The organism is Nocardia sp. NBC_00416 (genome assembly GCF_036032445.1).
GTDB lineage: Bacteria > Actinomycetota > Actinomycetes > Mycobacteriales > Mycobacteriaceae > Nocardia.
On record NZ_CP107932.1, the window covers coordinates 2240379 to 2261281 of the forward strand.

The 20903-nt window shown below is 68.0% G+C and carries 13 protein-coding genes and 1 pseudogene; 11 read left to right on the forward strand and 3 right to left on the reverse strand.

Going from position 1 to position 20903, the window contains the following annotated elements; all coding sequences use genetic code 11:
* Window positions 1-366: 366 nt before the first annotated feature.
* Both OG804_RS08970 and OG804_RS08975 read left to right on the forward strand, forming a co-directional pair.
* A pseudogene (locus OG804_RS08970) lies at window positions 367-546 on the forward strand (hypothetical protein); the annotation flags it as partial.
* A gap of 277 nt (window positions 547-823) precedes the next feature.
* Entirely contained in the window at window positions 824-1861 is a 1038-nt protein-coding gene (locus OG804_RS08975) for an acyl-CoA thioesterase (RefSeq protein ID WP_328395808.1), read from the forward strand.
* 33 nt (window positions 1862-1894) lie between these two features.
* On the opposite strand, the gene OG804_RS08980 is transcribed toward OG804_RS08975, so the two are convergent.
* Window positions 1895-2368, reverse strand: a complete 474-nt coding sequence (locus OG804_RS08980) for a MarR family winged helix-turn-helix transcriptional regulator (protein ID WP_328395810.1) — start codon at window positions 2366-2368, stop codon at window positions 1895-1897.
* A gap of 257 nt (window positions 2369-2625) precedes the next feature.
* Here OG804_RS08980 and OG804_RS08985 point away from each other — a divergent pair, with 257 nt between their 5' ends.
* Window positions 2626-8091, forward strand: a complete 5466-nt coding sequence (locus OG804_RS08985; protein WP_328395812.1) for an ATP-binding protein — start codon at window positions 2626-2628, stop codon at window positions 8089-8091.
* Between the two features lie 82 nt (window positions 8092-8173).
* Here OG804_RS08985 and OG804_RS08990 read toward each other — a convergent pair whose 3' ends face one another.
* Complete coding sequence (locus OG804_RS08990; protein WP_328395814.1) at window positions 8174-8638, reverse strand: SRPBCC family protein; 465 nt, start codon at window positions 8636-8638, stop codon at window positions 8174-8176.
* A gap of 248 nt (window positions 8639-8886) precedes the next feature.
* Here OG804_RS08990 and OG804_RS08995 point away from each other — a divergent pair, with 248 nt between their 5' ends.
* The 5 genes from OG804_RS08995 to OG804_RS09015 are packed head-to-tail and all read left to right on the forward strand — an operon-like array spanning window position 8887 to window position 14414.
* Window positions 8887-10476, forward strand: a complete 1590-nt coding sequence (locus OG804_RS08995) for an AMP-dependent synthetase/ligase (protein WP_328395816.1) — start codon at window positions 8887-8889, stop codon at window positions 10474-10476.
* A gap of 54 nt (window positions 10477-10530) precedes the next feature.
* Window positions 10531-11844 carry a hypothetical protein gene (locus OG804_RS09000; protein ID WP_328395818.1) on the forward strand — a complete coding sequence of 438 codons (1314 nt, stop codon included), beginning with the start codon at window positions 10531-10533 and terminating at the stop codon, window positions 11842-11844.
* A complete protein-coding gene (locus OG804_RS09005; protein WP_328395820.1) occupies window positions 11841-12719 on the forward strand; it encodes an ABC transporter permease in 879 nt (292 codons plus the stop codon). The genes OG804_RS09000 and OG804_RS09005 overlap by 4 nt, the downstream gene beginning before the upstream one ends.
* A 16-nt stretch (window positions 12720-12735) precedes the next feature.
* Window positions 12736-13536 (forward strand): ABC transporter ATP-binding protein, encoded by an 801-nt coding sequence (locus OG804_RS09010; RefSeq protein ID WP_328395822.1) that lies wholly within the window; start codon window positions 12736-12738, stop codon window positions 13534-13536.
* Window positions 13533-14414, forward strand: a complete 882-nt coding sequence (locus tag OG804_RS09015) for an ABC transporter permease (protein WP_328395824.1) — start codon at window positions 13533-13535, stop codon at window positions 14412-14414. Before OG804_RS09010 ends, OG804_RS09015 begins: the two co-directional genes overlap by 4 nt.
* 55 nt (window positions 14415-14469) lie before the next feature.
* On the opposite strand, the gene OG804_RS09020 is transcribed toward OG804_RS09015, so the two are convergent.
* Complete coding sequence (locus tag OG804_RS09020) at window positions 14470-15246, reverse strand: IclR family transcriptional regulator (protein ID WP_328395826.1); 777 nt, start codon at window positions 15244-15246, stop codon at window positions 14470-14472.
* A 230-nt stretch (window positions 15247-15476) separates the two neighbouring features.
* On the opposite strand from OG804_RS09020, the gene OG804_RS09025 reads away from it, so the two are divergent.
* The 3 genes from OG804_RS09025 (at window position 15477) to OG804_RS09035 (ending at window position 20676) form a co-directional block, all read left to right on the forward strand.
* Window positions 15477-17534 carry a hydantoinase/oxoprolinase family protein gene (locus OG804_RS09025; protein WP_328395829.1) on the forward strand — a complete coding sequence of 686 codons (2058 nt, stop codon included), beginning with the start codon at window positions 15477-15479 and terminating at the stop codon, window positions 17532-17534.
* Window positions 17531-19264 (forward strand): hydantoinase B/oxoprolinase family protein, encoded by a 1734-nt coding sequence (locus tag OG804_RS09030; protein ID WP_328395831.1) that lies wholly within the window; start codon window positions 17531-17533, stop codon window positions 19262-19264. Before OG804_RS09025 ends, OG804_RS09030 begins: the two co-directional genes overlap by 4 nt.
* A 65-nt stretch (window positions 19265-19329) precedes the next feature.
* A complete protein-coding gene (locus OG804_RS09035) occupies window positions 19330-20676 on the forward strand; it encodes an aminotransferase class III-fold pyridoxal phosphate-dependent enzyme (protein WP_328395833.1) in 1347 nt (448 codons plus the stop codon).
* Window positions 20677-20903: the final 227 nt, after the last annotated feature.

Sequence of the window (20903 nt, forward strand, 5' to 3'; positions counted from 1 at the left end):
ACCGGAGGACAGCAGAATCAGCCCCCTGCACCTGCTCGGAATTGCCTGTGTACGACTTCGTCTACGTCGAAGCGGCGTCCGAACCCCTGCCATCGGACACGCTTAAGAGCAAATAGCTATAACGCCTGCGCCGCACAGTGTATGCACACCGTCCGCGCGACCCGCAACCGGTGGCGGCGTTTCGCTCACCGGCGCGCCGGACACGAGATCCACCCCCCGGAAACCGGGGCGACCCAGTAGCGCAATGGAAGTGGGAGGCGGGCACCGGTAAACCCCGGAAAGGCGAGTCGACCGGCCTCGATGAACAAGTCCAGTAATAGTCGCTTGGCTATGCACTCGAATACCAGTGGCCGGGATGCTCATCGCATGATCCGCCGTCTCGCCGCACTTTTCGCCGGACTCTGGCTGTACGGATTCTCGATGGCCGTGATGATCCGCGCGGCGGTGGGGCTCGACCCGTGGGACGTCTTCCACCAGGGGCTGACGCGGCATATTCTGCTGAGTTTCGGCGCCGTGACGGCCGCGACCGGCGTGGTAGTGCTACTGGCCGAATTGCTCGACGGCGCTTTCTGCCGGAGCTCGGAGAATTCCCCGGACGGCGACGCCGGCAGGCCGGAATCCGCGTAAGCGGAACCGGCCCGACGAACTCGGAACAGGCCTACACGCGTACGAATCGGTAAAAGCGCACGCCGTCGGGCCGAAAGGGTCACCCCGCGACGCGGACCCGCATTACTCGCCCGTAGCGGCGCGGATCCCTATTGTCCACGGATGACAACGGAGTCGAACCCTGTGTAGCCCGTGAACACGAACAGATCGGTAGGCCGTGCGCGCATCAACCCTCGACTCCCTCTCCACCCCCGTATCGGCAGGTAAGCGGTCCGAGGCGATCCACCGTTTCCTCGTCAAACCCACCGACGCGGGAATCGCGGGATCGGTCGACGGCGGAAAACTCCTCGAATGGATCGATAAGGTCGCCTACGCCGCCGCGGCACAGTGGAGCGGATGCTACTGCGTCACCGCCTATGTCGGGAACATCCATCTCGACCGGCCGATCGTGGTCGGCGAACTGGTGGAACTGCACGCGAATCTCGTGCACACCGGCCGCACCAGCATGCACATCCTGGTGAGTGTCTATTCGACCGATCCCACCCGGAAGAAACCGGTCCAGACCGCACAGTGCCTGACGATCTTCGTCGCGATCGACAGCGAACGACAGACTGTGGCGGTCCCGCAATGGGAACCGAACACGATTCTCGAACTGCGGCGGCATCGGCAGGCGCGGGCGCGGGTCTCGGTGCGGAAACGGATCGAGGAGGCCATGGCCGCCCAGCGCTACACCGCGGCGGGCACCGGGCCGAGCGCGACCCTGCGATTCCTGGCGGCGCCCTCGGATATCAACTGGGGAGGCAAGGTACACGGCGGACGCACCATGGGTTGGATCGACGACGCCGCATATGTGTGCGGTGCCGATTGGGCCGCGCAGCATGTGATCACCTCCTACTTCGGCGGCATCCGCTTCTATCGCCCGATCGTCATCGGCCATATCGTCGAGGTCACCGCACGACTCATCCATACCGGGCCGCACAGTATGCACATCAGCACCCATGTGACCTCGACCGATCCCCACTCCGACACACCCGCCCTCGCGGCGCACGGCCTGGCCGTCGTCGTCGCGATCGACGACAGCGGAAAAGCACGGCCCATCCGGCAGTGGACACCGGAGTCGGAGGAGGACCACGCCCTGGCAGCTCATGCCCGGCACCTCGTCGACCTGCGCGCCGAGGTGGAGCCGTTCGCCACCGCCGCCGATATGCCGGCCGACGCCGAACCCAGCTGTTTCCGCGCACCGATGCCGGGCTGACCGCCCCCGGCAACCCCGGCCCACCGCTGGATGTCAGGACTGTTCGGGATCCAGTGCTCGCAGGATCCGCGCCGAGATCGCGCGCAGTTGCCGCTGCTGAGTTCCGGTCAGCGGATCGAAGACGAGGCGACGGACCTCCGCGACATGTGCGGGCGCGCCGGCGGCGAGGGCGTCGCGGCCCGCCTCGGTGAGGGCGGCCAGGGTGGAACGGCCGTCTACCGGGTCCGGCGACCTGCGCACCAGGCCGCGCTTCTCGAGTTTGATCACGACATTGGACAGCCTCGACAGGGCACTGCCCGTGCGTCGGGCGATCCGGCTCAATCGCAGCGCGCCGCTCGGCGCCGCGGAAAGTGTCGCCAGGACCGTGTAGTCGAAGTGGCTCATACTCGCGTCGCGCTGCAGCTGCGCGTCGAATGCCGCCGGTAGGCGCGTCAGCAGGCAGGCGAGGGCATCCCAGTCCCGCTGCTCCTCCGGGTGGAGCCGGTGGGGTTGCGGATCGGCGCCCATGAATCCATATTAACTCCAACCTTGGAGTATCTATCGGGCGGCTTCCACTGAGAATCCGGAGTTACGAGCGACCGCGGAACGGCGGACGACGGGGCGGCGGCGGCGCGCCGTGCGACACTCCGGACATTTGTACGCGCGAGTAGCACCCGCACGCTGTGCACTTATACATAGTGAGGGTGCACACTACGCAGAGCGAGAGCCGCAACCGGCTCACCCGTCGATCGGGCCCGTGCACAGGACAGGAAGGAGCCAGGCGAGTGTTCAGCCGTATCGCCATCGTGAACCGGGGAGAGGCTGCGATGCGCCTCATCCACGCTGTCCGCGATCTGGCGGCAGAGACAGCGCAACCGATCGAGACCGTGGCGCTGCACACCGATGTCGACCGGACCGCGACGTTCGTCCGCGAGGCCGATATCGCCTACGACCTCGGCCCGGCCTCCGCACGCCCGTACCTGGACCTCAAGGCCCTCGAGCAGGCACTGGTATCGACCGGCGCCGACGCCGCCTGGGTCGGCTGGGGCTTCGTCGCGGAGGACCCGGCGTTCGCGGAACTGTGCGAGCAGATCGGCGTGACCTTCATCGGTCCCAGCCCGGACGCGATGCGCAAACTCGGCGACAAGATCGGTGCGAAGCTGATCGCCGAAGAGGTGGGCGTACCGGTAGCGCCGTGGAGCCGCGGCGCGGTCGAGACCGTGGAAGCCGCCGCGGCGGCCGCCGCGCAGATCGGTTACCCGTTGATGCTGAAAGCGACCGCCGGCGGTGGTGGCCGCGGTATCCGAGTGATCACGAACGAGGCCGAACTGCTCGATGCCTACGAACGCACCAGCCAGGAGGCGGCGCGGGCGTTCGGCAGTGGCGTGGTGTTCCTGGAACGCCTGGTCACCGGCGCCCGGCACGTCGAGGTCCAGGTGATCGCCGACGGCCAGGGCACCGCGTGGGCGCTCGGCGTCCGCGACTGTTCGGTGCAGCGGCGCAACCAGAAGGTCATCGAGGAATCCGCGTCCCCGGTCCTCTCGCCCGAGCAGACCGCCGAACTCAAAGCCTCGGCCGAGCGGCTGGCGATCGCCGTCGGCTATCGCGGCGCGGCGACCGTCGAGTTCCTCTACCACCCCGGCGACCAGCTGTTCGCCTTCCTCGAGGTGAACACCCGCCTGCAGGTGGAACACCCGATCACCGAATCCACCACCGGTTTCGACCTCGTCCGCGCCCAGCTGCTGGTGGCCTCCGGCGGCCGGCTCGAGGGCGAACCGCCCGCCGAGCGCGGCCATGCCATCGAGGCCCGGCTCAACGCCGAGGACCCCGACCGTGACTTCGCGCCCGCGCCGGGCCGCATCGCACTGCTGGACCTCCCGGCCGGGCCGGGGATTCGCGTCGACACCGGGGTCAGCCAGGGCGACACCATCCCCGCCGACTTCGATTCGATGATCGCCAAGATCATCGCCTACGGCCGGGATCGCGACGAAGCGCTGGGCCGGCTGCGCCGCGCCGTGGCGGAGACCAGGGTGATCATCGAGGGCGGCGCGACGAACAAGAGTTTCGTGCTCGACCTGTTGAATCAACCCGAGGTCATCGACGCCAGCGCGGACACCGGTTGGATCGACCGGGTACGCGGCGAGGGACGTCTCGTCTCGCACCAGCATTCCACCATCGCCCTCGCCGCCGCCGCCATCGACGCCTACGAAGAGGAGGAGCGGGCCGAGCAGCACCGGCTGCTGTCCACCGCCTCCGGCGGTCGTCCGCAGGTGCAGCACGAGAGCGGGCGACCGCTCGATCTCAAACTGCGCGGCGCGGGCTACCGCGTGCGCGTCGCCCGCATCGGCGCGCACCGCTTCCGGGTCGGCATCGAAGCGGGCGCCGATATCCGCACCGCCGACGTCGATCTCGAACGTTTCGATCAGCACACCGGGCAGATCGTGGTCAACGGCACCCGGTACCGCCTGATCACCGGCACGCACGGGCCGATCCACCTGGTCGATGTCGACGGCGTGACCCATCGGATCAGCCGTGACGAGGGCGGCGTCGTCCGCTCGCCCGCACCCGCGCTCGTGGTCGCCACGCCGCTCCAGGTCGGCGCGGAGGTCGAGGCCGGTGCGCCGGTCCTGGTACTGGAGAGCATGAAGATGGAAACGGTGCTGCGCGCACCGTTCCGCGCCCGGCTCAAGGAATGCAGCGTTTCCGTCGGCACCCAGGTGGAGACCGGTGCGCCGCTGATGCGCCTGGAGCCGCTCGCCGACGACGACGAGGCCGGCGAAACGGCGGCCACCGCGGCGGTCGAACTGGACCTGCCCGGCGAGTCCGGCCAGGTGCGGCCGCACGAGCGCATGATCCGCGGCCAGCAGGATCTGCGCAGCCTGCTGCTGGGCTTCGACGTCGACCCGCACGACGACCGCCGGGTGCTCGACGACTACCTCACCGCGCGCCGGGCCGCGATCGCCGACAATCGCCGGCCCCTCGCCGAGGAACTCGAGCTCGTGCAGGTCTTCGCCGATCTCGCCGAACTGAGTCACAACCGGTCATGGGATGAGGACGGCGGCCACGGCCACGTACACAGCGCCCGCGAGTATTTCCACACCTACCTGCAGAGTCTCGACGTCGAACGGGCCGGCCTGCCGGAGTCCTACCGAACCAAGCTCGCCAAGGCACTCGGCCACTACGGTGTCACCGAACTGGACCGCACCCCCGACCTCGAGGCCGCGGTCTTCCGGATCTTCCTCGCCCAGCAGCGCCCCGCGGACACCGTCACGGTCATCACGACACTGTTGCGCGAATGGCTGCGCGAGCCGGTGCCGGACCGGGCGCTGCGCGAGCCGGTCGGTCTGGCGCTCGAGCGTCTGGTGGCGGCGACACAGGTGCGTTTCCCCGTGATCGCCGACCTGACCCGCGGCATGGTGTACGCCTGGTACGGCCAGCCGCTGCTGCGGCGCAACCGCGCCCGCGTCTACACCAATGTCCGCAAGCACCTGAGCCACCTGGACGCACAGCCGAACGCCGCCGACCGCGCGGACCGCGTATCGGAAATGGTCCGGAGCACCGAACCGCTGGTACGGCTACTCGGCCAGCGACTGTCGCGCGGCAGCGTGGACAACACGGTGATGCTGGAGGTGCTCACCCGCCGGTACTACGGCAACAAAGGTCTCGCCGATGTGCGCACCCACCGGGTGGGCGACCGCGCCTTCGTCGTCGCTGAGCGCCGGGGTCTGACCCTGGTCTCGGCCGCGGCGAGTTTCGATACGCTCGACAGCGTGCTGAGCGGTCTCGCCGAACTGGCGACCGGCGCCGCGTCCATCGAGGCCGATATCTACCTCGGCTGGGAGAACCAGCCCGAGGACTTCGACGCGATGGCCGCCGCGCTGCAGGAGGTCCTCAGCGCCCAGCGGTTGCCGAACCAGGTGCACCGGATCACCGCCACTGTCGCGGGAAGCGGCAGCGCGGTGATGCACCACCACTTCACCTTCCGCCCGTCGACCACCGGGATGGCCGAGGAACGCCTGATCCGCGGGCTGCACCCCTACATCGCGCAGCGGATGCAGATGACGCGGCTGCGCAAATTCGACCTCACCCGGTTGCCGTCCTCGGACGACGAAGAGGTCTACCTGTTCAAATGCATCGCGAAGGAGAACCCCGCCGACGAGCGACTCGTCGCCTTCGCACAGGTCCGGGATCTGACCGCGCTGCGCGAGCAGGACGGTCGGCTGGTCGCGCTGCCGACGGCGGAGAGCACCATCGCCACCTGCCTGGATTCCATTCGCCGGGCACAGTCGGGGCGGCCGTCGTCCAAACGCTTCCAGACCAACCGCATCGTGATGTACATCTGGCCGCCGATCGATATCACCCGCTCCGAACTGGAGATGATCGTCGACCGCGTCCGGCCGACGACCGCGGGCGCCGGGCTGGAGGAGATCCTGCTCATCGCGCGGCAGCGTGACGCGAAGTCCGGCGACCTGGTCAAGCTCGCGCTGCGCATCTCCTTCGACGCCACCGGTGGCGCCGAGGTGACCGTCGGCGAACGATCCGACGATCCGGTCGAACCGCTCGACGCCTACCGGCAGAAGGTGCTGCGGGCCAGCAGCCGCAACACCGTGTACCCCTACGAATTGACCGGTCTGCTCGGTGAATTCGCCGAATACGATCTCGACGCCGAGCACACGCTCGTTCCGGTCGACCGGCCCAAGGGCCGCAATACCGCGGCGATGGTCGCGGGCGTGGTCACCACGCCCACCGAGCAGCATCCGCAGGGCGTCACCCGCGTGGTACTGCTCGGCGATCCGACGAAATCGCTGGGCGCGCTGTCGGAGCCGGAGTGCCGCCGGGTGATCGCCGCACTGGACCTGGCCGAGAAGATGCAGGTACCGCTGGAGTGGTACGCGCTGTCCTCCGGCGCCCGGATCTCGATGACATCGGGCACCGAGAACATGGACTGGGTGGCGGCGGCACTGAAGCGCATCGTCGAGTTCACCCAGGACGGCGGCGAGATCAATATCGTGGTCTCGGGCATCAATGTCGGCGCCCAGCCGTACTGGAACGCCGAGGCGACGATGCTCATGCACACCAAGGGCATTCTGGTGATGACACCGGACTCCGCCATGGTGCTCACCGGTAAGCAGGCGCTGGACTTCTCCGGTGGTGTCTCGGCCGAGGACAACTTCGGCATCGGCGGTTACGACCGGGTGATGGGCCCCAACGGGCAGGCGCAGTACTGGGCGCCGAACCTGACCGCCGCCCGCGCGGTGCTGATGTCGCATTACGACCACACCTATGTCGCACCCGGTGAACAGGGACCGCGCCGGTCGCAGACCACCGATCCCGTCGATCGCGATATCTCCGGATTCCCGCATGTGATGGCCGACAGCGATTTCACCACGGTCGGCGAGATCTTCTCCGCGACGGCCAATCCCGACCGCAAGAAGCCGTTCGATATCCGCACTGTCATGCGGGCGCTCGCCGACCAGGACCATGCGGTGCTGGAACGCTGGGCGGGTATGGCCGACGCCGAGACCGCGGTGGTGCAGGATGTGCATCTCGGCGGTATCCCGGTGTGCCTGCTGGGCATCGAATCGCGCGGGGTGCCGCGGCGCGGCTTCCCGTCGACCGACGGCCCGGACACCTACACCGCGGGCACTCTGTTCCCGCGGTCGTCGAAGAAGGCCGCGCGGGCGATCAACGCGGCCAGCGGAAACCGGCCGCTGGTCGTGCTGGCGAACCTGTCGGGCTTCGACGGTTCACCTGAATCGATGCGCAAACTGCAGCTGGAGTACGGCGCCGAGATCGGCCGCGCGATCGTGAACTTCCAGGGTCCCATCGTGTTCTGCGTGATCTCGCGCTACCACGGTGGTGCGTTCGTGGTGTTCTCCAAGGCACTGAACCCGAATATGACGGTGCTCGCACTGGAAGGTTCGTTCGCCTCGGTGCTCGGCGGCGCCCCGGCCGCCGCGGTGGTCTTCGCCGGCGAGGTCGACAGCCGCACCGCGTCCGATCAGCGCGTACGCGATCTGGAGGCCCGGGCCGCGAACGCGTCCGGCACCGACCGCGCGACGCTCACCGCCGAACTCGACGAACTCCGGTCGTCGGTCCGCACCGAGAAACTCGGTGAGGTCGCCGCGGAATTCGACCGCGTGCACAATATCCATCGCGCCGTAGAGGTCGGTTCGGTCGACGCCGTCATCCGCGCCGCCGAACTGCGCCCGCGCATCATCGAATCCATCGAGGCGCGCCTGACCCGCTGAACCGTCCGGGGTCGGTAACGAAGCGAGGCACGAGCAATCACGCTCGTGCCTCGTTTCGTGTATCCGCCGCCGGCTTCCGCGGCTATTTCTGGACGGTGCGTGCCAGGATGCCGAGCGTGGCGCGCAGGGCCGCTTCCGGAATGATCGGGAAGATGCCGGCTTCCCGGTAGGGGGGTGCGATCCGGCTCCAGTCGTAGTACGAGGTGACCAGGGTGCCGACGTCGCTCGGCTCGAGACGATAGCCGTAGAGATGTTCGATCGGCGGCTGGATCGTGCCGTCGATCGTCCATTCGATATGGGAGTCCGGCGCGAACTCGGTGATGATCACCGTCACGTCGTATTTGCCCATGGGGAAATCGTTGAGTGCTTCGCGGTCCATGTGCACGACGAACTTGTCGCCGACGCCGCTCACCGACTCGCCCTCCGCCGACTGCAGCATGCCCGAACTATCGATGGTCACATGCCCGGCCGGCGAGCACAGTACCGCGAAGATCTCCGCGGGCTGCGCGGCGATCTGGCGCTGCACTTCGAACCGTTCTTCTGTCATGGCCCCAGCCTCTCACGATCGGTCCCACCCCAGAAGCGGGCCCCATCGACTGTCCCGGCCACCGAACCGCTCGCGCACACTTGTCGGTCGGTAGCGGCCGGGGCGCGGCGGTGCCGGAGCAATGCGGGTCGCCCACCGGGCCGCCCGGTGTTAATCGCCGGTTACAAATGCTGCTGTCGATTGTCCGGCGCGGAATACCACCCTAGGCTTCTACCACGTAGTAGATACAGTTCCTATCAGGTGGGAAAATGGTCACCAGCATCCCCGAATTGCTCGCCCCGCACATCCGGCCGGACAACAGCGCTCCGGCGCAACGTTTCGCCACGTCGCGGGGATGGCGGCAGCGGAGCTATGCCGATCTGTGGCACCTGATCCGCTCGACCGCCGACGCCCTCCACGCACGTGGTGTACGACACGGGGACCGAGTTGCGATCCAGTTGCGGACGCGCGCCGATTGGTCCGTCGTCGATCTGGCGGCAGCAATGCTCGGCGCCCCGCTGGTTCCGGTTTATCCCACCAGCGCGCCCGCCCAGTTGCTCGATATCGTCGAACGAACGAGACCTGCCGTCCTCGTCGTGGAGGCACTGCACGACGTACCCGCCATGGATGCGGACGGGCCCGAGATAGTGCGCGTGGGCGCCGAGGACGGCGATCTCGGCGAGTTGGCGGGCGGCCCGGACGCCGGTTCCCGGCCGGCGGTGCAATCGGCGGACCTGTACTCCATCTCGTTCTCGTCGGGTTCGACGGGGAAACCGAAGGGATGCCTGCTCACCCATGGCAGCTACGCCGCGGTCGTCGAGATGGCGGTGGCCGCCGAGACCCATCCGTGGCACGGACTCGCGCATCGGGAAACCGCGTTCGTCTTCCTGCCGCTGGCCCACGCATCGGCACGGCTACAGCAATTGACCACCTTCGCCGTGGGCGGCGAACTCGTGTACGGATCCGGCGACACCGCACAGATACTGGAACAGATCGCGCGGACGCGACCCACCTATGTCCCCGGGGTGCCGCGGCTGTTCGAGAGCGCGTACCTGCGGGCCGACCGAGACCCGGACAGGCTGCGCGCGATGTTCGGAGACCGGCTGGTGTACGCCCTCACCGGCGGTGCGCCGATCGCGCCGGAGATGCTGTCCGCGTACGCGGACGCGGGGATCTCACTGGTCGAGGGCTACGGACTCACCGAGACCTCGACCGCCCTGACCATCTCGACACCGCACGACAATCGCCCGGGAACGGTGGGCCGCGCCCTATCCGGGGTGGAGCTGCGCATCGCCGGCGACGGTGAGATCCTGGCGCGCGGCCCGAATATGTTCTCGGGCTACCTCGACGACCCGCAAGCGACAGCGCGAGCATTACGCGACGGCTGGTTCCACACAGGCGACCTGGGGCAGCTGGACGCGGACGGCTATCTCACGGTGACCGGCCGGAAGAAGAATCTGATCGTCACCTCGACCGGAAAGAATGTCGCGCCCGAATTCGCCGAGAACGTATTCCGGCAGAGCTGCCGGCTCGACGGCGTCGTGGTCGCCGGAGACGGCCGGCCGTATCTCGTCGCGGTGGTGACGGCCGGACATCACCGCGTCGACGACGGCGAATTGACGGCTGCCGCGCGGCGCGTCAACGCCGAAGTCTCCCCGCCCGAATGGGTTCGCAAGATCGTCGTCGTCGACCGCGCGCTGTCCAGGGCCGACGGCGAACTGACCGACAGCGGAAAGACCGTGCGGCACATCGTGCTGGCCAATATGGCCGGCACCCTCGACGACGTCTACCGCGGCACAGTGCGCGACGGTGTCCGCGTGATCGACACGGTAGCGAGTCCACTGCGATCGGCGGGCTGATCCACCGCCCTTTTCATCTTCGCCGGAAACGGATCCCGTCGAAATAGGAGAACAATGAAGAAACGCTTTCGTGGCCGCCTCGGCGTATTCGCCGCCGCCGCTGCCGCCGTCTCGATGCTCGCCGCCTGCGCGTCCGGGCTCGACGGTTCCGGAAACGCGGCCGCACCGTTCATCCCGCCGGCCGCGACGGCGAGCGCGGGCGAGACCATCCCGCGCGCCACCGTGAAAGCCGGGTTCTCGCCCTACGGTGATGAACTGCTGGGCGTGGCGGGCATCGCCCGGGGCTATTTCGACCAGGTGGGAATCACCGTCGATCCGGCACCCAACGGCGCCCAGACCGACCTCATCGGTTCATTGACACCGTTGCTCAACAACCAGATCCAACTCGGTTCCGGATACATTTCGGCGATACCACCGCAATTGGACAATGTGAACAACGTGGTGGGGTTCGGTATCAGTGATGTCTTCTACGGCTACCGGATTCTCGCCCCGGCGGGCAAATACAAGACGCTCTCTCAGGTCATGGCCTCCGGCCTGTCCTACGAGGAGGCCGTAGCGGCAGTCCTCGACCAGGTGAAGGGTCACGATGTCATCCTGCGCCAGGGCGTCGCACCCACCTTCTACAACCTCATCACCGGTACCGCGGGTGGGTCGATGACCGATTGGAACGTCCAGCATCTCGCCAACCCCGATATCGTCCGCGCGGCGCAGTCGGGGCAGGCCGACTTCGTCTCCCCCACCGGCGCGGTCGAAATAGTCCGATTGCAGATGGACGGCTGGGAACCATTGATCGACCTGCGGCAGGTCATCGACAATATGCCTGCGGCGGATACCGTTGCACTGCGCTCGACCTTTTCCGGATATCTGACGACGACCGACTACGCGGAACAGAATTGGGACACGCTGTTGCGGTTCACCAGCGTGATATACCGGCTGATCGACGATATGCGCGCGGACCCGGTCGGCACGGCCGCCGATTTCGTCGACTACGTGAACAGCTACACCGGGTCCGCGCTGACCGCCGAAGAGCTGGCCGCGACCTTCGACGGCCTGTACTCCCTGCGGGATTTCGAGGCCGCGGCGGCGTTGTACGGCGATAACGACGATGCTTTCAATTTCCGTAAGGTCGCGGGCGCCCAGGTCGCCGAACTCGCCGCACAACAGGTGATCGGCGACGGGCACAGCGCGGACCAGATCAGCATCGCCGGTCAGGTCTACCGGGCACTCGCCGACTACCGGGCGAAGGCCGACACCGCCCTCGCCGCCGCGCCGGACGGCGGACTGAAGCAGGCGGCTCGCGCCCAGTACGACGCGCGCAACTACCTCGACGCCTATCGCCTGGCCGCCGCGGCGAACGGCGCCGCATGACGACAACATCGAGCCCGGCCGCGGCGACCATGGACCTGCCGGCCGCGACCCGCCCCACGATCCGGTCCGGCCCGGGCCGACGGCCGGGCCGGTGGCGGGAACCGCTCGGCGCGGCGGGCTGGCGGATACTGGGCCTGGCCGCTTTCCTCATCGTCTGGCATCTCCTCGCGCTGAGTATCGGCTCTCGGGCGATTCTGCCGGGACCGTGGGAGGTGGCCACCGATTTCGCGGACAGCTTCGTAGACGATCCGGGCCTTCGATACCTCGGGGTGCGGTCCCCCGGCGTCGCGACCAATCTCGCCTGGACGGTGGGACTGGCGGTGGTGGCGTGGGCCGCCGGAAGCGCCCTGGGCGCGGCGGTGGGCCTGCTCAGCTCGCGAATCCAGTGGATTCGCAATATCTCCGAGCCGTTGTTCTTCGTGTTCGGAGCGGTTCCCGCCTTGGTACTGGCCCCGTTCTTCCTCGTCTGGTTCGGACAGGGACACCTGAACAAGATGGTGTTGGTCGGCTTCTACTGTTTCGTCTCGGTCGGGCTCGTCGCGCAATCCGCCGCCGCCGCGTTCCCGCCCTCATTCGAGGAGTACGCGGCGACCCAGGGCCTGAACTCGCGGGCCCGATTCCGGTACGTGATCGTGCCCGGCACGCTCCCGTCCGTGCTGTCGGGGCTCCGGATCGCGCTGGCGACCGGTATCGCGGTCCAGGCGACCGTCGAACTGCTCGGATCGCAGATCGGAATCGGCCGTCTGATCGCGCTGCGCGCCGGTCAGGGCGACGTATCCGGTGTTCTCGGTTTATCGATCGCCCTGGGCCTGGTGGCGATCTTCCTCGACCTCGTGCTGCGCCGGGGCATCCGAACTCTCACGCGCTGGCAGTGACAGAAGTGGAGCAGTTATGACGACAGAAGCGATAGCGCCCGTCGGAGTTGCCGACCTGGCTTTCGAGATCACCGATCTGACCGTGTCCTTCGGAAAGGGGGCAGCGGCGATCACGCCGTTGAAAGAGCTCTCCCTCGGGGTTCCGCGCGGCCAGTTCCTCTGCGTTCTCGGTCCCTCCGGCCAGGGCAAGAGCACACTGCTGCGGTGTATGGCCGGCCTCCAGGACGCCACCTCCGGCACGGTCCGGGCCGAAGGACAGGTGGTCACCGGACCGGACGCCAATCTCGGGATGGTGTTCCAGCAGGACGCGATTCCCCAGTGGTTGCGGGTGCGCGACAACATCTCCTTCGGACCCCGCATGCGCAAGGTCCCCGCCCGGGAATGGCAGCCGCGCGTCGACCATTTCCTCTCGGCCGTGGGCCTATCCGGGCGGGAGAACGCCTGGCCCAAGGAGTTGTCCGGCGGGATGCGCAAACGCGTCGCCATCGGGGCGGTGTTCGCCAACGACCCCGATATCCTGCTGATGGACGAGCCGTTCGGGTCGCTGGACTATTTCACCAGAGCGACGCTGCACAGCACACTGCTCGACCTGTGGACCGAGACGCGCAAGACCATCGTGTTCGTCACCCACGATGTCGACGAGGCGTTGAAGCTCGCCGATCGGATCGTGGTGGTCACCGACGGAAAGGTCGGCGCGGATATCGAATTGCCGTTCGGCCGTCCTCGTGACGACGGGCTCCGGATGGACCCCGAGGCCGACCGGATCCGGCGGGGCCTGCTCGAGGTCCTGCAGGCGCCCGCGGGCAGGCAATCGTGACCGCGGTCCACCCGGCGCCGGCGGCGAACCCGGTGCGGCGTTCGAAACTGGTCCTGCGCACCCGGGCGAAGACATCGAGCATCCTCGGCGGGTTGCTCGTCGGACTGCTCGCCTGGGAACTCGCCGCCCGGGTCATGGCGGCGACCAACGAGCAGGCCGATCGAGTGCTGCCGTCGCTGGCGACCGTCGCGCGACGCGGTTTCCTCGGGCTCGGCCACTACTACTCGGGCGGGCTCGGTGTCGCGGCCGGCGGTGACGGCGAAATCGTCTCGGCCGCGGCCGCGCTGGTGTACAACGGTCTGGTCACCACCGGCCGCGTGGCGATCGGACTGGTCCTGGCCGTCGCGGCCGGTACCGTGCTGGGTCTGCTGGTCGCGGCGGTTCGTCCGGTCCGGCTCGGCGTCTCGGGGGCGGCGGAACTGATGCGGATGCTGCCCGCCCTGGCGATGGCGCCGCTGTTCACCCTGTGGTTCGGCGCGACGTCGACGGCCAGTGTGGTGTTCATCGTGTTCGGCGCGGCGTTCATCGTGCTGATCGCGGTGCTGAACGCCGTGGCGAACCTGGCGCCGCAGATCACGGAGTACCCGCGCACGCTGGGCGTCTCGACGCGGTCACTGTACGTCCGGGTGATCCTCCCGGCGATTCTGCCCGAACTGCGCGGACCGTTGATGTTCGCGGGCCTGGTCGCCTGGACCAGTGTGCTGGCCTCGGAGATGTACGGCCTGGAATCCGGTCTCGGCTGGATGCTCAACGACACGCTGCGCTTCTCCCAGATCGACCGGATGTTCGTCGTCGCCGTCGTGTTCTCGGCACTCGCGCTGACCACGATGAAGGTCGTCGGGGCGCTCGTGAACCGGGCCACGAGGTGGAATTCCTGATCCGGATACCCGGGTGGGCCGGTCCCGATCCGTGCCCACCCGGGCCCGCACGGAATCAGTACAGCGCGGTGCTCAATGGAAGCCGGATGCCGATCGCCGCCGCCGATTCCCGCAGTTCGGGCAACCAGCCGAGCATGCGATCCTGCGAGACACGGAACACCGGAGCCGAGATGCACAGGGCGGCGGCGATTTCCGCGCGACCGTTGCGCACCGGAACCGCGATCGCCCGGACACCCGGGTCGAATTCCTCGTTCGCGGTCGCGAAATCGTCGGACCGCACCCTGTCCAGTTCAGCGGTCAGCCGACTCCGTTCGGTGACGGTGTTCGCGGTCCACGCGTCGAGGGTCAGCTCGTCGAGGATCGCTTCCAACCGTTCGGGATCGAGCTGGCCGAGCAGGACCTTCCCCGTCGAGGTGGCATGCAGGGGTTCGCTCTCGCCGACCGAACCGCGGATCCCGACGGCCTGTTCGGTGCCGACCTTCTCGATGAACAAGGCGCGGCTGTTGCTCAGCACCGCCAGTTGGACGGTCTCACCGGTCTTACGGCTCAGCTCCCGCATGAGCGGCCGGGCCGTCTCGGCGATGGAGAGCACACCGGACACCTTGGTCGCCAGTTCGAAGACGCGAACGCCGAGGCGGTAGGTCTTGTCGGACGGGTCGAAGCTGACGAAGCCGTGTTCCACTTCGGTGTGCAGGAGCCGGTGCACGGTGCTCACGGCCAGCTTCGTCGCCCGGGAGATATCGGTGGCCGTTGCGCCACGCGGGTGATCACCGAGGGTTTGCAGCAACAGGAGCCCTTTCGACAGCATCCCCTGCGATTCGGCGGGTGGCATGTTCCTCCTTGTGCTCGACCCGGGTCCGCGACCCGGTTTCTGCGAGCCCGTTTTCAGGGCCGCGATAGCAGTTCGTTCAATGGGAAAGTATTCCGCACTACAAGAATCTACGACAGATCCACGGCCTCTTCCATTTGACTGCCGCCAGAATCAGCGCTTAATCTCATTCCATACAGCAGATTAGCTTTCCATCAGATGGAATTCTGGTCGATCTGGACGAAGGGTACGACGTGAAACGCATCGGTATCGACGCGGGTGGCACATTCACCGACGCAGTCCTCTGGGACGAAGAAACAGGACTCGTCAGCAGCGCGAAGGTGTCCTCTCGCGGCGGCGACCCGGCGGGAGCGGTCCTGGCCGCGGCCCAGCGTGTCGTCGAGCTGGCGCCGGAGGGATCGGCCGGAAGCATTCGAGACCTCGTACACGGCACGACCATCGGTACGAATCTGAGCCTCGAGCGCAACGGCCCACGCATCGCGCTGCTCACCACGCGCGGATTCCGCGACGTGCTGGAGATCGGACGCCTCACCCGGCCCGCCGACAGCCTCTACGACCTGCTCGACACCGGCGCCGCCCCACTCGTCGCCCGCCGGGACCGATTCGAGGTGACCGAACGACTGGGCAACGACGGCGCGGTGATGACCGAACTCGACGAGGAATCGGTGCGCGACGCGGTCCGCCGGATCCTCGCGCGCGGAATCACCAGTGTCGCCGTCAGTTTCCTGTACTCGTACCTCAACGATTCCCATGAACGCCGCACGGCCGAGATCATCCGTGACACGGCGCCCGGACTGGCGATCTCGCTGTCGAGCGAGGTGATGCCGCAGGTACGCGAATACGAACGCACATCGACCACGGTGCTCAACGCCTATCTCAAACCCGTCTGCGCCCCCTACCTCACCGGCCTGGGCGAGCGGGTCGAACAGTGGAATCCGCGGGTTCGCACCTGGATCATGCAGTCCAACGGCGGCATCACCTCGACCGAGCGCGCTGCCCGCACGCCTGTCAATCTCCTGCTCTCGGGCCCCAGCGGCGGCGTCGTCGCGAGCCGGCTGATCTCGCGCCGAACCGGATTGCGCAACATCATCACCGTCGATATGGGCGGCACGAGCTTCGACGTATGTCTCGTATCCGACCACGAGATCCCCTTGACCACGCGATCCACCTCCATGGATCTGCCCGTTCAGGTCCCGACGGTCGATATCGAGACCATCGGGACGGGGGGCGGGAGCATCGCGCATGTGGACTCCGGGGGGCAGTTCCTCGTCGGACCCGCCAGCGCCGGTGCGCATCCCGGCCCCGCCGCCTACGGCCGCGGCGGGACGGAACCCACCGTCACCGACGCCAATGTCGTGCTCGGCATTCTCGCGGACGGCACCGTACTCGGCGACGATGTGCGCATCGATCGCGGCGCGGCGCTCGCCGCGTGCGAACGGCTGGGGAATCGGCTCGGGTTGTCCGCGGTGGACACCGCCCTCGGGATCCGGCGGATCAGCACCGCGGCGATGGCGGGGGCGGTGCGGGCGATGAGCGTCGGGAAGGGCCACGACCCCAGAACATTCGCCATGAACGCGTTCGGCGGAGCGGGACCCATGCACGCCGCGGATATCGCGCGCGAGTTGTCCATCCCCACCGTCGTCGTCCCGCCGGTCGCGGGCGTCCTCTCCGCAGTGGGCCTGGTGGTCTCCGATGTCGTGCACAACCACGCCACGAGCTTCACCGGCAGGCTCGGCGCCACGGTCGAGACGCAGCTGGACGAGGTCTTCGCCTCGATGTCACGGCGCGCGGTCACCGGGCTGACCGACGAGGGTGTGCCCGAGGCGGGCCGGTCGCTCGTACTCGAACTGGATCTGCACTACGCGGGCCAGAATTCGACCCTCACCGTGCCGGTGGGAGATCTCTCCGTAGCCGGGTGGAGCGCACTCGTCGCGGAGCGTTTCCATGTGATGCACGAGAAGGCGAACGGGTTCCGAGTGGACGGTGAACCGGTCGACATCGCCGTCGCCCGGGTGTCCGCGATCGGACTGCTGACCGACAGCGCACTGCCGCCGGCCGATACCGCGACCCCGACGAACCCCGAACCTGCGGGAACGCGGGACCTGATCCTGTCGGCATCGGAGACCGTCGCCGTGCCCCGGTATGTGCGCGCGGATCTCCGTCCCGGCGACACCTTCCACGGCGCGGCCATCGTCGACTCCGCCGATACGACGGTCGTCATCCCGCACGGATCGGTATCGCGCGTCGACGGCTACGGCAATCTCCTGATCGACCTGAAGGGGCAGGCATGACCACGACCACCCACGCCACACGACTCGATCCGATCACCCTGTCGGTGCTCGATTCGGGACTGCGCGCCGCGGTCGCCGAGATGAAGGCCGTGGTGCTGCGCACCGCGTACTCGAACCTCTGGCGGGAGGCCGGTGACCTCTCCTGCGGGCTCCTCGACCCGACCGGTGAGATCGTCGCGCAGGGCGTCGGCGATATCCCGATCCATCTCGCCAGCATGACGCTGTCGCTGCGTGGCATACTCGCCCGGATTCCCGCCGAGACGATCCGCCCGGGCGATGTTCTCCTGCAGAACGATCCCTACCAGGGCAACAATCACATGCCGGACTTCTTCATGGCGAAGCCGATCTTCGCCGAGCACCGGCTCATCGGCTTCGCCGCGGTACGCGGCCACTATGTCGATATCGGCGGGCCGACGCCCGGCAGCTATTACACCCTCGCCAGAGACATCTACGGCGAAGGATTGCGCATCCCCCCGGTGAAGCTCTACCGCGAGGGCGAACCCAGCGCGGAGATCCTCGACATCATCACGGCCAATATGCGCAACCCGGCGGAACGCCTGGGTGATATGCGTTCCCAGTACGCCGGATGCGTCGCCGCCGAACGACGACTGCTGGACTATTGCGAGCGTTACGGAGCAGCCGCGGTGCGGCTGGCCATGGCACAGGTACTCGAGATCAGCGAGCGCCGTGCGCGCGCCGCGTTCGTGGAGATCCCCGACGGCGCCTATGTGTTCGAGGACGTCTGCGACGGCGACAGCTTCGACCCCGGGCCGCTCGTCATCAGGGGCACCCTCACCGTGGCACACGACGAGGTGACCGTCGACTTCACCGGCTCGTCCCCGCAGTCGCGGGGCGGGATGAACAGCCCGCTCGGCGTCACCCACTCGGCGACGCTGTTCGCACTCAAGGCGATCGCCGAACCCCGCAGCGCGTCGAACTCCGGCTCGTATCGACCGGTCACCATCGTGGCGCCCCCGGGAACCATCGTCAATCCGCACGCGCCCGCTCCTGTCGTCTCGGGCAACCACGAAACGTCCTCCCGGATCGCCGACGTGATACTGGGATGCCTGGCGCAGGCGGTACCCACCCGCGTCCCCGCGGCCGGCACCGGCAGCGCCACGGTCCTTCTCGTCGGTCGTGAGGACGTCGTCGACGACACGATCATGTACGAGGTGCACGGCGCGGGGCAGGGCGGCAACGCCGCGGCGGACGGTTCACATGCCCGGCGCACCAGTATCGGCAACACCGGCAACACCCCCAACGAGATCCTCGAAGGCTCGCACCCGGTGCGGATGACCGGGTACGGACTCACCGTCGACGGCGGCGGCGCCGGGAAACACCGGGGCGGCAACGGCATCACCCGCGAACTCGAGTTCACCGAGAACGTGACGGTGACCATAGTCGCCGACCGCGATATCAGCGCCCCGTACGGACTGTTCGGCGGCTCGGCGGGCGGGCGCGCCCGATTCGTGCTCACCCATCCCGACGGAACCGTCACCGAACTGTCGAGCAAAACGCCACCGATCAGCGTGCGCGCGGGCTCGACGCTGACGGTCCGATGCGCGGGAGCCGGAGGTTACGGACCTCCGTCCGAGCGCCCCCTCGCCGATATCCAGAGCGATCTCGACGACGGTTACATCACCAGCGCCGCCGCCGTCCGGGATTACGGCGTGGTGATCCGGACTGATCCGGCGCGCCCCGACGGCGAGCTCGTAGCGACCCGACCCTGATCTCCCGATTCGCCCGGCACGCGGCAGGGCGAATCGGGTGGTGACACAGCCGGAAAGGACCCACCATGCAAGAAATCTCGAACGCGAGCCGGCCCCGCGGAGTCGAGGGCAAGCTCGTTCGCGCCGGTGTCAACTCCACTGCGCCCCGGCCGCCCGCGCTGGTGGGTGGGCGCGGCGTCTACCTCGAATACGCGGACGGCACCACCGTCCTGGACGCGTCCAACACTGGAGGACCACTCGGACACGCGCACCCGGCGATGGTGGAGGCGGTCGTGGAGTCGGCCCGCTTCCCGGTCGCGACCGAGGGGCAGCGGTGGGCCGAACGCGACGCGGCGGCCGATGAACTCGTCGATATCGCCTTCGCGGGGGAGACCGATTGGGTCGGTGGAGTGCGATTCGGGTTGAGCGGCAGCGAGGTGAACGATATCGCGCTCGCACTGGCGCAATCGCTCACCGGACGCGATCCGCTGGTCACCCGCGAGCGCGCCTATCACGGCCTGGTCGGGCTATCGCGTGCCGTGACCGTGCAGCCGCAGTGGCACGGCGGTCTGTCCCTGCTCACCGGCGGAGTCCGCACACCCGCGCGCTCGTCCGAGGTGAGAACCATCGCGGGCCCGGACGGCGCGGTCTGGCGGGCAGCGGGCAGCGCGGCGGCGCGAGCCCTGGTGGATACGGAACTGACCGCGGCGCTCTCGGAATCCGCTGCGGTGATCGTCGACTACACCCAGGGCGGGCGCTACTACGACGCCGGCTACCAGGAGCGGGTCGCGGGCGCCGCGCGCGCCGCCGAGAGTATCTGGATCGCCGACGAAGTGGTCACCGGACTGGGACGATCGGGCAGCTGGTTCGCTTTCCAGGGGGCGCCCAGCCGACCCGATATGGTGACCCTGGGCAAGCCGTTGGCCGGCGGCGCCGCCCCCGCGGGCGCGGTGGTGCTGTCGAAGCGGGTGCTGGATCTGCTGCGGGCGGCGAAATGGCAGAACTACAGCACTTTCCGCGCGCACCCCGCGATGATCCACGCCGTCCGCGCCCATCTCCGGGTGGTCCGGGCCGAAGGCCTGGTCGAACGAACCGCCCGCACCGGCCCCCGGATCGCCGCGGCGCTGGTCGAACTGGCCGGACGACACCCCTGCGTCGAGCGCGTCGCCGGGCGGGGCTTGCACTGGACCGTCGAACTCCGCGGCCGGGAGTGGCGCGAATGGCTCTCCGATACCGACGCACCCCAGCCCGCCGATCAGGTCGTGGCGGCCGCCCGCGCACGCGGCGTGCAGATCGGTACCAGCGACGAAGCGACCTCCCTGTTCATCGCACCGCCGCTGATCATCACCGACGCCGAGATCGACCGGATCGTCGAAGCTCTCGACGCGGGACTGACCGCCGCGGATCTGCTCCTGTCGCGGTCGGGGTCCTGAGGTCGCCTCGGCCTGCTCGTCCACCCGCAATCCGCCCGGGTCACGGCGCCGCGACGCCGGAGCGCCGAGTGACGCCTTTGGCGGCGCCCCACCCGGGACAGGATATGGCGCAGTTCCGACCTGCACCTATCCGCCGCGGAACATCGCGATCCAGCCGATCTCCGCGCCACTGCCGTTGACCAGTAAAACTAATGGTGATAGATATGTGAGCATACGCCCGAACACGC

Bases quoted from the DNA above. Each gene is read 5' to 3' on its own strand.
- OG804_RS08995 (WP_328395816.1), top strand. From the start codon at position 8,887: ATGGTCACCAGCATCCCCGAATTGCTCGCCCCGCACATCCGGCCGGAC.
- OG804_RS09005 (WP_328395820.1), top strand. From the start codon at position 11,841: ATGACGACAACATCGAGCCCGGCCGCGGCGACCATGGACCTGCCGGCC.
- OG804_RS09000 (WP_328395818.1), top strand. From the start codon at position 10,531: ATGAAGAAACGCTTTCGTGGCCGCCTCGGCGTATTCGCCGCCGCCGCT.
- OG804_RS09035 (WP_328395833.1), top strand. From the start codon at position 19,330: ATGCAAGAAATCTCGAACGCGAGCCGGCCCCGCGGAGTCGAGGGCAAG.
- OG804_RS09020 (WP_328395826.1), bottom strand. From the start codon at position 15,246: ATGCCACCCGCCGAATCGCAGGGGATGCTGTCGAAAGGGCTCCTGTTG.
- OG804_RS09010 (WP_328395822.1), top strand. From the start codon at position 12,736: ATGACGACAGAAGCGATAGCGCCCGTCGGAGTTGCCGACCTGGCTTTC.
- OG804_RS09030 (WP_328395831.1), top strand. From the start codon at position 17,531: ATGACCACGACCACCCACGCCACACGACTCGATCCGATCACCCTGTCG.
- OG804_RS08990 (WP_328395814.1), bottom strand. From the start codon at position 8,638: ATGACAGAAGAACGGTTCGAAGTGCAGCGCCAGATCGCCGCGCAGCCC.
- OG804_RS08980 (WP_328395810.1), bottom strand. From the start codon at position 2,368: ATGGGCGCCGATCCGCAACCCCACCGGCTCCACCCGGAGGAGCAGCGG.